Source organism: Janthinobacterium aestuarii, from assembly GCF_051380835.1.
Lineage (GTDB): Bacteria > Pseudomonadota > Gammaproteobacteria > Burkholderiales > Burkholderiaceae_D > Janthinobacterium > Janthinobacterium aestuarii.
Genome location: NZ_JBNYXU010000017.1, coordinates 1 through 13,441, shown reverse-complemented (window position 1 = coordinate 13,441; position 13,441 = coordinate 1). Strand labels below are relative to the sequence as shown.

Sequence of the window (13,441 nt, the reverse complement as noted above, 5' to 3'; positions counted from 1 at the left end):
CATCACGGTCGACAAGCTGGAAGACGTGGGCCCAGCGCTGAAAAAGGCGATCGACATGCAGATGAATGAAGGCAAGACGACCATCATTGAAATCATGTGCACGCGCGAGCTGGGCGACCCGTTCCGCCGCGATGCGTTGAGCAAACCTGTGCGGCATCTGGATAAATATAAAGATTACGTTTGATGTGCTGAGGCTGTTGGATTACGCCTTTCAGGCTAATTCAACCTGCGCCACTGCATGCGCGTAGATCGGATTAGCCGGGCCCTGGCCCGGCGTAATCCGACACAGCGCTGTGACGAAATTCTCACACATTGTCACGGAAGTATCATAATTTCACTAAAGAATACAAGGCGTCCCGTTTTTTGGATTATTTGATTTGACAAGCCCATGCTTAAGGCTTAAATTCAATAAAAGACAAAAAACGGAACGTAGCGTATCAAAAACGATTTACGGAGACCACCATGAACCACCCTGTACCGCACACCGACGCCGTCACCACTGACTTCCTGCAAGCGTTCGGCGATGCCTGGAACCGCCACGATATCGAGGCCCTGATGGCCGCCATGGCCGACGATTGCGAATTCCATGCCGTGGCCGGCCCTGATTTGCTGGGCAAGAGTTTTATTGGCCGCGACGCCGTGCGCGCCGGCTTCGAACTGGCCTGGCAAACCTTCCCCGATGCCGCCTGGCTGAAGCCAGAACACTTCGTCAGCGGCGAGCGCGGCGTGACGGAGTCGACGTTTGCCGGCACCAAGGCGGACGGCACGCGCATCGAAGCGCGCATGGTCGACATCTTCACCTTCCGCGACGGCAAGATCGCCGTGAAGAATGCCTTCCGCAAGGATCGCCCACCGGTCGCTACCGGCAACAAAGCCTGAGCCAGTACGTTCACCAGGAATGATCATGAACAAACCTGTCGACACCCCATCTGACGTATTGGGCAACAGCACCGCCGCCCGCACGTCCTACGATCCCGCCTACGATCCGCTGGTGGCCCAGCGTCCCGGCCACGGCAATGCCTACGCGCCCACCTACTGGATCGGCACGGCCGGCGAACCGCCCGCCGACGACGGCCCCATCACGCATGACATCGACGTCGACGTGGCCATCATCGGCTCGGGTTTTACCGGTCTGAGCTGTGCCATCTTCCTGGCCCAGGAACACGGCATCAAGGCGACCGTGCTGGAAGCGAACCGGGTCAGCTGGGGTTGCAGCACGCGCAACGGCGGCCAGGCGCAATGCACGACGGGCCGCCTGAAACGCTCGCAGTGGATCGCTCGCTACGGCATGGACACGGCCCTGAAACTGCACGCGGAAGTGTGCGACGCGATGGAAACGTTCAAGAAGATCACGGCCGACATCGATTGCGAGCCGCAGCCGGGTGGCCACCTGTACATCGCCCACAAGGCGAAAGCCATGCCCGCGCTGGAAAAAGAAGCCAAGATCATGCGCGAGATCTTCAAGTACGACGCGCGCATCCTCGACGCCGACACCGTCAAGCGCGAGTATGTGGACGACAAGGAAGCGGCCGGCGCGCTGCACGAGCCGGAAGGCATCGGTATCCACGCAGGCAAGCTGGCGTTCGGCTACCTGCGCAAGGCGCGCGCGCTGGGCGCCAAGGTACACCCGTCCAGCCCCGTGATGGGCTGGGAAACGCGCAACGGCGTGCATTATCTGCAAACGCCGGGCGGCGTGGTGCGTGCCCGTTCCGTGGCCGTGGCCACGGGCGGCTACACCTCGCCCCATCTGCATCCGCAAGTGAAGAACCGCTTGCTGCCGATTCTGTCGAACTCGCTCGTCACGCGTCCGTTGACCCCGGCGGAAATCGAGGCGTGCAACTTCCGCACCCACCAGGTGATCACCGATACGCGTATTCTGCGCCACTACTACCGCCTGATGCCGGACAACCGCGTGCAGATCGGCAGCCGCAGTGCCATCACGGGCGCCGACGCGCCGGACGACAAATACAAACAGTTTTTGATCAACGATCTGCATCGCAAGTTCCCCGCGCTGACGGGCATCGCCATCGATTATTCGTGGTGGGGCTGGGTCGACGTCAGCCACGACATGATGCCGCGCATCGTGCAACCGGACCCGAAGCAATCGATCTTCTATTCGCTCGGGTACGGCGGCAACGGCGTCATGTACTCGGCGCAGGCGGGCCGGCGCATGGCCGAGCGCATCGCGGGCAAGGCCAGCGACACGGGCTTGCCGATCTTCAATTCGAAACTGCCGTACCCGAACATGATGGAACTGGTCGAGTCGCAAGCGTTCGCCCCGTTCCGCCGCCTGGGCCAGCGCTTCCTGTACCGCTGGTATCACTTGAAAGATGAAGTTTTCTAAAAGCAGCACTGCAGTTCAAGTCGTCGCATGAGCTGGCATAGACCGGCCAGCGGCGCCATCCGCAAGGATGTTATTGCCCGAACGTTCACACATAACAATAACTTGGAGTGAGACATGAACACTAATACGAGCAAAACAGGTTTTTCAACGATGCGCCGCGCCGTCCTCGGCACCCTGGTACTGGGCGCCGCCCTTGCTTCCAGCGGTATCGCCTTCGCGCAAAGCAAGGAAGTGACGATTGCCTACCAGGAAATTAACGGTCCCTTCCTCGTCGCGATCGCCAGCGGCGAAGTGGAAAAAACCACCGGCTATAAAATTAACTGGCGCAAGTTCGACTCGGGCGCCAAGGTAGCCACCGGCATGGCATCCGGCGACGTGCAGATCGGCGTCATCGGTTCCAGTCCCTTGACGGCAGCCGTCAGCCGCGGCGTCGATTTGCAGCTGTTCTGGATCATCGACGACATCAATGAAGCGGAAGCGATGGTGGCCCGCAATGGCGCCGGCATTGCCAAGCCCACGGACTTGCGCGGCAAGAAGATCGCCGTGCCTTTCGTGTCCACCACGCACTTTCACACCATGTTCGCGCTGGAAACGTGGGGCATCAAGCCCACGGAAGTGAAACTGCTCAACATGCAGCCGAACCAGATCGCCGCCGCCTGGGAGCGTGGCGACATCGATGCCGCCTTCGTGTGGGACCCGGCCTTGAGCAAGCTCAAGCAAAACGGCAAGGTCCTCGTCACGTCCGGCGAACTGAGCAAGAAGGGCAAGGCCACGTTTGACGGCATGGCCGTCGAGCGCGCCTGGGGCGAAGCGAACGCCGACTTCATGGCCAAGTTCGTCAAGGTGATGGCCGCTGCCGACGCCGACTACCGCGCCAATCCGAAGGCGTGGACCATCGATTCCCCGCAAGTGAAAGCCAACGTCAAGCATTCGGGCGCGGCTGCCAAGGACGTAGCCGCTTCCGTGGCCCTGTACGCCTATCCATCGCTGCAGGAGCAGGCGTCGCCAGCCTGGCTCGGTGGCGGCGCCAAGGGCGGCGTGGCGCAAGCCTTGCTGGCCACGGCGCAATTTTTGAAGGGAGAAGGCAAGATCGACACCCTGGCTACCGATTACGCCAAGTATGTGACACCCAGGTATGCACAGGCCGCCGGCCTGCTGAAGTAAACGTTGTGCGATGGCGCGTCTGCGGGCGCGCTGACTGAACAAAATGCGTTGAACTGAAGTGACTATACCTATGCGGGGCACATGATGGAAAATCTCTACGTCAAGGATGTCAGCGTGATTTATCCGGGCAAGACGGCCGGTGAACGCGTACATGCCTTAAATAATATCAATCTCACCATCAATAGCGGCGACTTCGTCGTCGCGCTGGGCGCCTCGGGCTGCGGCAAGACCACCTTGCTGAGCCTGATGGCGGGCTTTATCGCCCCGTCCAAGGGCGAAATCATGTTGGGCAGCAACAAAGTGGAAGGGCCGGGTGCCGACCGTGGCGTCGTATTCCAGAAACATGCCTTGCTGCCGTGGCTGAACGTGATGGAAAACGTGGAATTCGGCTTGAAGCTGCAAGGCGTGGCTAAGGCCGTGCGGCGCGAACAGGCGGCCAAGAACTTGGCGCTGGTCGGCTTGAAGGACTTTCACGACAATATGATTTATCAATTGTCGGGCGGCATGCAGCAAAGGGTGGGCATCGCCCGCGCCCTGACCAGCAATCCCGCCATGCTGCTGATGGATGAACCGATGGCGGCGCTCGACGCGCTGACGCGCGAAACCATCCAGGAATTGCTGCTCGATATCTGGGCCAAGTCCAGCACCATGTTCTTCTTCATTACCCACAGCGTCGACGAGGCGCTGTTCCTGGCGAACCGGCTGATCGTCATGTCGCCCCGTCCGGGCCGCATCACGCACACGTATGAACTCGATTTCAACAAGCGCTTCCTCGAATGCCGCGATGCGCGCGCCGTGAAATCGAGCCCGGACTTCATCAAGATGCGCGAAACAGTGCTCAACATCATTTATGGCGACGAGCGCGCTGTCAATAAAGAGCTGGAGGTGTCCCATGCATAGCCCATCCGCCGTGGGATTTCCTCCCGCTGCCGCCAAGCGCGCCGGATTCTTAGGCCGCCTGTTCGCTCCCCGCTGCGCCATGCCCGGCGAAGCGTTCGGCGCGCCGGGGCAGGGCAATTCCAGCCGCATCGCCACCGTCACCGTCATCGCCGTGCTCTTGCTGTGGTTCGGCGTGACGGCCAGCGGCATGGTCAAACCGCTGTTCCTGCCGTCGCCGCAAGCCGTCTATGAAAAGTTCATCATGGCGGCGACCACCGGTTTCGGCGGCGCCACCCTGTGGGAACACACCGTCGCCAGTCTGGTGCGTGTGTTCGGCGCCTTTGGCCTGGCGTGCCTGTTCGCCATTCCCATCGGCGTGATGATGGGCGTCAACCGCGTGGCACGCGGCATCTTCGATCCCTTGATCGAGTTCTACCGTCCGCTGCCGCCGCTCGCTTATTTGCCACTGGTCATCATCTGGTTCGGCATCGGCGAATTTTCGAAGGTCTACCTGATCTTCCTGGCCATCTTCGCGCCGATGGCCATCGCGGCCCGCGCCGGCGTCAGCTCCGTGTCGCTGGAGCAAATCCACGCGGCGTACTCGATGGGCGCTACCCGTTTCCAGGTCATCGTGCACGTGATTCTGCGTGCCGCGATTCCAGAAATCCTCACCGGCATGCGCATCGGCATCGGCGTGGGCTGGACCACCCTGGTGGCCGGCGAAATGGTGGCGGCCACGCGCGGCCTCGGCTACATGGTGCTCAGCGCTTCCGAGTTCCTGGCCAGCGATGTGGTGATCATGGGCATTATCGTGATTGGCTTCTTCGCTTTCCTGTTTGATTTGATGATGCGTTACCTCGAACGTACCCTCGTGCCATGGAAGGGCAAGGTGTAAGACGTTCTTGGGAGTGGCGCGCACGCCACAAGTGTTGCCGCCGCTCCCATTTTTTAAGCAGCAATAACTCAGCAATACCCCAGCAATACCACGTACTTACTCTCCGGCGCGCTTGCCCCTTGGCGACCGCGCCGGGCCGCTGCATTTCCAGATTGACTTATGGGATGCAGCCAACCAGACTGATTTGATGATGTATCGATGCTGCTTGACGGTGTTGCCTAAATAAAACAAAGCCGCGCGGCAGAAACATGCCGCAGCAGGCCAGGGCGCACCGAGCTTCAGATATTACTAGGAGACACACATGATTAGCGACAACCACAACAACACCGGCTTGCAGCACTCGCTGAAGCAACGCCACATGAGCATGATCGCCATTGGCGGCGTGATCGGCGCCGGCCTCTTTGTCGGCAGCGGCGTCATCGCCAAGGCCGCCGGCCCGGCCGCCATCCTATCCTTCCTGCTCACGGGCGGCCTGGTCGTCCTGATCATGCGCATGCTGGGCGAGCTGGCTTCGTCCCTGCCCGTGGTCGGCTCCTTTTACGAATATGCGCGCCTGGCCTTCGAAGACAAGCCGAAAGTCTCGAAATTCCTCGGCTTCATGAGCGGCTGGATGTACTGGTATTTCTGGGTCGTCGTCGTGGCGCTGGAAGCCATCGCCGGCGCCAAGCTCGTCAACTTCTGGCTGCCCGACGTGCCGTCATGGTCGATCAGCCTGGTGCTGCTCGTATCGATGACCATCCTTAACCTGTTCTCGGTCAAGGCGTTCGGCGAATTCGAATTCTGGTTCGCCTCGATCAAGGTGGTCGCCATCATCGTCTTCCTGTTCGTCGGCGCCCTGTTCATCACGGGCAGCTTGCCCAACAGTATCCCAACTCTGGGCTTTTTGACCAGCAACGGCGGCTTCATGCCCCATGGATGGGGACCGGTGCTCAGTGGCGCCGTCGCCGCCACGGCCTTTTATTCGGGAGCCGAGATCGTCACCATCGCCGCCGCCGAAACGTCGGACCCGGCCAAGGCCATCGCCCGTGCCACCAATTCCGTCATCACACGCGTGCTGATGTTCTATGTCGGTTCCATGTTCGTTGTCGTCTGCATCGTGCCCTGGGATTCGCCGGCCATCGCCACGCCCTTCGTCAGCGCCCTGACCGTCATGAATATCCCGTACGCGGCCCACATCATGAACGCCATCATTTTGACGGCCGTGCTGTCGGCCTTGAATTCCAGTCTGTACGCCTCGTCGCGCATGATCTTCGCGCTGACGCGCCGCGGCGACGCGCCCACGGGCCTGGTCAAGCTGAGCAAGAACGGCGTACCGATCCGCGCCATCCTGTTCAGCACCTTGTTCGCCTATTTCGCCATTGCCGTATCGTATGTGTCGGCCGACCTCGTGTTCCCCTTCATCGTCAATTCCTACGGTATCCTGATCCTGTTCGTCTACCTGCTCATTGCGATATCTCAATTGCGTTTGCGCCGCCGCCTCGAGCGCGAATGCCCGGAACGCATCAAGGTGCGCATGTGGCTGTTCCCCTACCTGACGTATTTCACCATCTTCGCCATGCTGGTGATCCTCGGCGCTATGAGCGTGTCGTCCGATACGGAACAGCGCGTGTCGTTCTGGTTCGGCCTGTTGAGCGTGGTCATCCTGAGCGTCATGTACTACATCAAGAAGCTCGTCAACGACGACCGCAACGGCGACAACGAAGCCAAGGTGGAGCTCAAGCATGTCTGACACGACCTTGCTGCCCGCAGGCCGGCGCCGCTTCCTGCGCACGACGGCCGCCCTGGGCGCTGCCGCTGTGGCGGGGCCATCCTTGGCGGAGTCCGCCTCAGTGACCTTGCCGTTTGAAAATGGCGAGCGTGAACTGGTGGCTTTCCCGCAAAAGCGCCCGCTGATCCTGCTGACCAGCCGTCCCCCCCAGCTGGAAACGCCGTTCAGCGTTTTCAGCGAGGGTGCGATCACGCCCAATGACGCGTTCTTCGTGCGCTACCACTGGAGCGGCTTGCCCGCCAGCATAGACGGCGGCAGCTACCGGCTGCGCATCGCCGGCCTTGTCAAAACGCCGCTGGAGTTGTCGCTGGCCGAACTGAAGCAGCTGGCCGAGCCCGTCGACATGGTGGCCGTGACCCAATGTTCGGGCAACAGCCGCGGTTTCTTTTCCCCGCGCGCCAACGGCGGGCAGCTGGGCAATGGTGCCATGGGCAATGCCCGCTGGACGGGCATCCCCCTGAAAACCGTGCTGGAAAAGGCCGGCATTGGGGCCAGTGCCGTGCAAGTGGCGTTCAACGGCCTGGAAATGCCGCCCGTCGGCGACGGCCCCGACTTTCAAAAAGCCTTGTCCGTCGAGCACATCATGGCGGGCGACGTGATGCTGGCCTGGGCCATGAATGGCGAGGACATTCCTTTCCTCAACGGCTACCCGCTGCGCCTGATCGTGCCGGGGTTCTATGGCACCTACTGGGTCAAGCACTTGAGCGACATCACGGTGCTCGACAAGCCGTTCGACGGCTTCTGGATGAGCACGGGCTACCGCATCCCCGACAATGGCTCCGGCTTCATCGAACCGGGCACGCCCTTGGGCAAGACGACGCCGATCAGCCGCCTCAACGTGCGCTCCTTCATTACCAGCGTGCACGACGGCGCGCAAGTGAAAGCGGGGCGCGACCTGGTGCTGCGCGGCATCGCTTTTGACGGCGGCCAGGGCATCAGCGAAGTGACGGTCTCGCTAGACGGCGGCCACAGCTGGCAGGAAGCCACCCTGGGCAAGGACCTGGGACGCTTCTCGTTCCGCGAGTGGACGATGGTCATGAAGGCGCCGCGCAAGGGCAAGCACGTGCTGATGGTGCGCGCCGTCAACCGCATCGGCCAGAGCCAGCCCATGAAAGCCCTGTGGAATCCCATGGGTTATATGCGCAACGTGGTGGAAACCACGCGCATCCAGGCAGTCTGAGGAGAACCATATGAAGATCTTGTTTGCCGCGCTGGCACTGTCGGCGGCGGGCGGCGCGTGCGCGCTGGAAATCCATTTACCGCCGGAAACGGCGACCTACAAAGCCAGCGAATTGCCCGGCTACCAGCTGGTGCAGCGCAATTGCATGACATGCCACGCGGCCCAGTATGCATCGAGCCAGTCGCCCGTTTCGCCGCGCGCCTACTGGGAAGCGACCGTCAAGAAGATGAAAAAGCCGTTTGGCGCCCAGTTTGACGACGCGGACGTGCCGGCCATGGTCGATTACCTGGTGAAAACCTATGGCGTGGAGCGGGGCGCCATCGTACCTGCTGCAGCCGCCAAACCCGTGGCAGCCGCGGTCCCGGCCGTCAGCGGCAAGGATGTGAAAACCTTGCTGGCGGCGAACGGCTGCATGGCTTGCCATGCGCTCGACCAGAAAGTGGTCGGCCCCGGCTTTGCGGAAGTGGCGGCCAGGTACAAGGGCAAGGACGGAGTCGCCGCCGTGGCGGCCAACATCCGCAGTGGCGGCCCCGGCAAGTGGGGGCCCGTGCCCATGCCGCCATTCAGCCAGCTCAGTGCAGCCGACGCGGCGGCCCTGGCGAAGTACGTGCTGGATAGATAAGTTCGTCCCGGACGCGCGGCGACCCTTAATACCACTTGCCGCCACCCATCCTGCGCGGTATTGCCCGCTGCCACGACGCAGCGGGCATTTTTTGACCTGTCCCATTCGCCGCCGCATCGCTTGCGAACGCGGCTGTCAATAGCACTGGTACTGTAAAAAACACCGTTATATAAAACCACTTGACTACCAATTTAGGGCGTCGCATTCTCTGTGCAGAAAGCCGACGCTTCGCTGTGCTTTCTTTACGTACAACATAAAAAGCTACTTCGATAGTTTTCGTATAACGTTCAGGAGACATTGTGAAGACACGGCAAATTAGCCGGCTGGCCTCGCCCGTGATGGCTGGCCTGCTGGGCAGCGCGCTGCTCGCTTGCGGCGGCAATTCCACCACCGAACCCCCCTCGACCCTGCTGGCCGCCACGGCCGCCAGCGACAGTTGCGCGGCCTGGAGCGCCAGCGCCGTCTACACGGCGGGCCAATGCGCCGTCTACGACGGCAAGGTGTATCGGGCCAAATGGTGGGTGCAGGGCACGGCGCCGAACAACGACCAGTGGGGACCGTGGAGCCTCGATACGACCACACCCACCCCGACGCCAACACCAACGCCCACTCCGACACCCACGCCCACGCCCACGCCGACGCCAGGCGTGCCCACCAAGGCCCAGGCCGAAGCGAACGAGGCGGCGCTGACGAACAACGATTTCTTCCGCAAGGTCAAGGCGTCGATCCGCACCCTGGGCAATACGGCCGTCGAGGCCGTGCAGCCTGGCCTGGCCAGCAATCCGCTCAACGTCAAGCGGGTCGAGCGCCTGCTGCCGGCGGCGAAGTGGGATTACTATTTTGCCGCGCGCGACGCCAGCTATACGTATCAACGTTTCCTGCAAGCCGTGGCCAAGTTTCCCGCCGTGTGCGACGACTATAGCGACGGGCGCAATGCGGACGCCATCTGCCGCCGCAGCCTGAGCACCATGTTCGCCCACTTCGTGCAGGAAACGGGCGACCATAACGCCAGCAGCCCGCTGCCGCAATGGCGCCAGGGTTTGAAGTATTTGCGCGAGCTGGGCTGCGACGAGACGGGCGCCGGCTGCGGCTACAACGTCGAGTGCGCCGACCCCGTCTTCAACAAGGTGTGGACCTGCGGCAAGAATGCCGACGGCAGCTTCAAGAAATATTTCGGCCGCGGGGCCAAGCAGCTGTCTTACAACTACAACTACGGCCCATTCTCGCAAGCCATGCATGACGGCGACCAGTCCGTACTGCTGAAGAACCCGGACCTGGTGGCCTCGACCTGGCTGAACCTGGCGTCGGCCACGTTCTTCTTTGTCTATCCGCAACCGCCGAAACCGTCGATGCTGCACGTGCTTGACGGCACGTGGGTGCCGAACGCGGCCGATACGACGGCTGGCGCCGGCAATAACTTTGCCACCACCATCATGATCATCAACGCCGAATGCGGGCAGGGCACGGAAAAGCAGGCCGCGCAAAACCGCATCGATTACTACAAGCAGTTTGCCGCCGACATGGGCTGGGATTATTCCGGCGAACAATTGTCTTGCGCCAACATGCAGCGCTTCACCCCGGCCAGCTCCGCTTCCTACAACATCTATTGGGAAAAGAACTGGAGCGCCGGTGGCGAGAACCAATGCCAGCTGGTCAGCTATCAAACCCCGTACAGCGCCTTGCTGGCGGGGAACTATGTGAAATGCGTGGAAGCCAACTGGAATGTGAAGTTGCAGTAGCAGTAAAGGCAGGACTAGCCAGCCAGGGATAACAGTTGACAAGAGCCCCTCGAGGGGCCTGCAACAGCTCTCGATGTAAAACCATAACGGAGACCAATACAACATGAAATCGAATGCATTATTGATGGCCCTGCTCAGCGGCGTACTCGTCGCTTGCGGAGGCGGCGGCCAGGACGGTACGACCGCCACCCCGAACACCTTGCTCGCCGCCGTCGAAGCGTGCGCCGTCTGGGATGCCGCCACCGTCTACACAGGCGGCCAGTGCGTGCTTTACCAGGGTGTCACCTACAAGGCCAAGTGGTGGACGCAGGGCAATGTCCCCAGCGCCACCGACCAGTGGGGCCCCTGGGCCGTGATGGATACGACGCCAACACCGACACCGACACCGACCCCGACCCCGACACCAACGCCAACACCAACGCCAACGCCAACACCAACGCCAACACCGACCCCGACACCGACCCCGACGCCAACACCGACGCCCACGGCTTGCCGTCCGGACGGCCTGATTTCGGCCGTGCCGAATGTGCCGTATTGCAAGGTGTACGACGCGAATGGCCGCGAAGTGCTGAGCAATGGCTTGAACCGGCGCATCGTCGGCTACTTTGCCAGCTGGCGCACGGGCGTCGATGGCAGCCCAACGTATCTGGTGAATAACCTGCCGTGGGACAAGATCACCCACCTGAACTATGCGTTCGCCACCGTCGATCCGGCCACGTCAAAAATCGCCATCGGCAGCGGCGCCGCCAATCCGGATACGGGCCTGACGTGGCCAAACGTACCGGCCGCGGCCATGGACCCGTCTTTGCCGTACAAGGGCCATTTCAACTTGCTGTCGCAATACAAGAAGAAGTATCCAGGCGTGAAACTGATGATTTCCGTGGGTGGCTGGGCCGGCAGCGGCGGCTTCTACACGGCCACGACGAACGCGGACGGCAGCATCAACACGGCCGGCATCAATACCCTGGCCGATTCCATGGTGGCCTTCGTGCGCCAATACAACTTCTTCGATGGCGTCGACGTCGATTACGAACACCCGACCACCAACAATGAAGCGGGTAATCCGAACGACTTCGCTGTCTCGAAGCCGCGCCTGGCCGGCTTGATGACGAGCTACAACCTGCTGCTGAAAGTACTGCGCCAGAAGCTCGACGAAGCGGCTGTGCAAGACAATAAATACTATCTGCTGACCATCGCCGGCTCCGCCTCGGGCTGGGTCTTGCGCGGCGAGGAAAATATGTCGGGGTTGAAATATCTCGATTACGCCAGCCTGATGAGCTACGACTTGCACGGCGCGTGGAACCAGTATGTGGGACCAAACGCGGCGCTGTTTGACGACGGCAACGATGGCGAACTGCGGGCCGGCAATGCCTATCAGTTCCAGAACATCGGCTACCTGAACACGGACTGGGCTTACCGCTACTACCGGGGCGCCATGCAGGCGGGACGCATCAATATCGGCGTGCCGTTCTACACGCGGGGCTGGAAGGATGTGACTGGCGGCACCAACGGCCTGTGGGGCACGACGCCGCTGATCAGTTCTACGGTCACCTGCGCCGGCACCAAGACGTGCGGCACGGGCGCAACGGGCATTGACAACGTGTGGTTCGATCTCGATTCCCAGGGCAAACCCACGCCGGGCGGCGGCAATCCGATCTGGCATGCGCTGAACTTGCAGAACGGTATCTTGCCGAGCTACCTGGACGCCTATAAAGTCACGGACAAGGCGCTGGTGGGCACCTATGTGCCGCATTACAGCAGCACCATGGTGGCGCCGTGGCTGTGGAATGCGACCAAGAAAGTGTTCATTTCCACGGAAACCACGCAGTCGATCGCGGCCAAGGCCCAGTACATCGTCAACAACAATATCGGCGGCGTGATGATCTGGGAAATGGCGGGCGACTATGCCTGGGATGCCACGCGCAATGGCGGCAAGGGCGAGTATTTCATGGGCACTACCCTGACGGACGTGCTGTACCAGGCCTTCCGCACGGCTGGCGCGTATGGCAACAAGCGCGCCGAAATCGCCATGCCGGGCACGGCGGCCAACGTCAGCATCACCCTCGGCGGCTGGAAGCTGGGCGACAGCAACTTCCCCATCAATCCCGTGATGACGGTGAAGAACAACACGGCCACGACCTTGCCGGGCGGTACCGTGGTGGAGTTCGACTATCCCGTCTCGGCGCCATCGGACATGAGCGACCAGTCCGGCTTCGGCTTGACGGTCATCAATGCCGGCTACACGGGCCCGAACAATATCGGCGGCTTCACGAAGAACTACAACCGGGCCCGTTTCGCGATTCCCGCCTGGCAATCGCTGGCGCCGGGCGGCTCCGTCGCGCTGACCTTGAACTACCGCCTGCCGATCTCGGGACCGGCCAACTACACGGTTACCGTGGGCGGCACCAAATACGCGCTGACGCAGGAGTACCCGGAACTGCCGGTGGCCTTGCCGTAAGGTGAATCCGGTAGTGTAAACAGAGAAGGGCGGAACCGAGGTTCCACCCTTTTTTCGGGGTCAGACCCGTTGAGTCTGACCCCAGCCTTTGCTTCTGGGTTGTTTCAGCTTAAAACCACGTCTCTACCTGGAAACCGTAGGAAGTGCCGCTGGTATTGTTGTTGTAGATCGGGCCGCCGTTGTTCGACGCGTTGACCGACGCGGTGGCCGCATCGTTCCATTTGCCGTAGGTCACGAAAGCGCGCAGTTCAGGACGCGACCACAGGCCAGGACCGGCCGAAATCGTCGGTGCGATGGTCAGCTTGGTCAAGCGCTTGGCTGGCTGGCCGCCCGATTGCGTCACGCGGTCCGTGCCCAGTTCGCCCACCAGCTTGAAGTTGTCGGTGAACGCG

Annotated in this window: 11 protein-coding genes and 1 pseudogene; 11 read left to right on the top strand and 1 reads right to left on the bottom strand. The window is 61.5% G+C overall.

All coding sequences use genetic code 11. The annotated features are described in order from the left end of the window. From ACQ4WO_RS27945 to ACQ4WO_RS27895, 11 genes and pseudogenes are all read left to right on the top strand, one after another. Positions 1 to 184 (top strand): annotated as a pseudogene (locus ACQ4WO_RS27945) (sulfoacetaldehyde acetyltransferase); the annotation flags it as partial. Between the two features lie 278 nt (positions 185 to 462). Then, positions 463 to 879 carry a nuclear transport factor 2 family protein gene (locus ACQ4WO_RS27940; RefSeq protein WP_436484124.1) on the top strand — a complete coding sequence of 139 codons (417 nt, stop codon included), beginning with the start codon at positions 463 to 465 and terminating at the stop codon, positions 877 to 879. Positions 880 to 904: 25 nt separating this feature from the next. Further along, positions 905 to 2,344 (top strand): NAD(P)/FAD-dependent oxidoreductase, encoded by a 1,440-nt coding sequence (locus tag ACQ4WO_RS27935; RefSeq protein WP_436484123.1) that lies wholly within the window; start codon positions 905 to 907, stop codon positions 2,342 to 2,344. Positions 2,345 to 2,458: 114 nt separating this feature from the next. Beyond that, the gene (gene tauA, locus ACQ4WO_RS27930; RefSeq protein WP_436484122.1) at positions 2,459 to 3,508 is read left to right on the top strand and encodes a taurine ABC transporter substrate-binding protein; all 1,050 of its coding nucleotides are present in this window, start codon (positions 2,459 to 2,461) and stop codon (positions 3,506 to 3,508) included. An 84-nt stretch (positions 3,509 to 3,592) separates the two neighbouring features. Further along, positions 3,593 to 4,408 carry a taurine ABC transporter ATP-binding protein gene (locus ACQ4WO_RS27925; RefSeq protein ID WP_035828937.1) on the top strand — a complete coding sequence of 272 codons (816 nt, stop codon included), beginning with the start codon at positions 3,593 to 3,595 and terminating at the stop codon, positions 4,406 to 4,408. A gap of 79 nt (positions 4,409 to 4,487) precedes the next feature. Then, complete coding sequence (locus ACQ4WO_RS27920) at positions 4,488 to 5,282, top strand: ABC transporter permease subunit (RefSeq protein ID WP_051959683.1); 795 nt, start codon at positions 4,488 to 4,490, stop codon at positions 5,280 to 5,282. A gap of 301 nt (positions 5,283 to 5,583) precedes the next feature. Then, a complete protein-coding gene (locus ACQ4WO_RS27915; protein ID WP_436484121.1) occupies positions 5,584 to 7,011 on the top strand; it encodes an amino acid permease in 1,428 nt (475 codons plus the stop codon). Next, positions 7,004 to 8,230 (top strand): SorA family sulfite dehydrogenase catalytic subunit, encoded by a 1,227-nt coding sequence (gene sorA, locus ACQ4WO_RS27910; protein ID WP_436484120.1) that lies wholly within the window; start codon positions 7,004 to 7,006, stop codon positions 8,228 to 8,230. Before ACQ4WO_RS27915 ends, sorA begins: the two co-directional genes overlap by 8 nt. Before the next feature lie 10 nt (positions 8,231 to 8,240). Next, positions 8,241 to 8,852, top strand: coding sequence for a SorB family sulfite dehydrogenase c-type cytochrome subunit (gene sorB, locus ACQ4WO_RS27905; protein WP_436484119.1), 612 nt, complete (start codon positions 8,241 to 8,243; stop codon positions 8,850 to 8,852). Between the two features lie 299 nt (positions 8,853 to 9,151). Further along, complete coding sequence (locus ACQ4WO_RS27900) at positions 9,152 to 10,591, top strand: glycoside hydrolase family 19 protein (protein WP_436484118.1); 1,440 nt, start codon at positions 9,152 to 9,154, stop codon at positions 10,589 to 10,591. Positions 10,592 to 10,694: 103 nt separating this feature from the next. After that, positions 10,695 to 13,049 (top strand): chitinase C-terminal domain-containing protein, encoded by a 2,355-nt coding sequence (locus tag ACQ4WO_RS27895; protein ID WP_436484117.1) that lies wholly within the window; start codon positions 10,695 to 10,697, stop codon positions 13,047 to 13,049. A 109-nt stretch (positions 13,050 to 13,158) separates the two neighbouring features. Here ACQ4WO_RS27895 and ACQ4WO_RS27890 read toward each other — a convergent pair. After that, positions 13,159 to 13,441 (bottom strand): carbohydrate porin (locus tag ACQ4WO_RS27890; protein WP_436484116.1); only part of this gene is annotated, 283 nt, incomplete at its 5' end.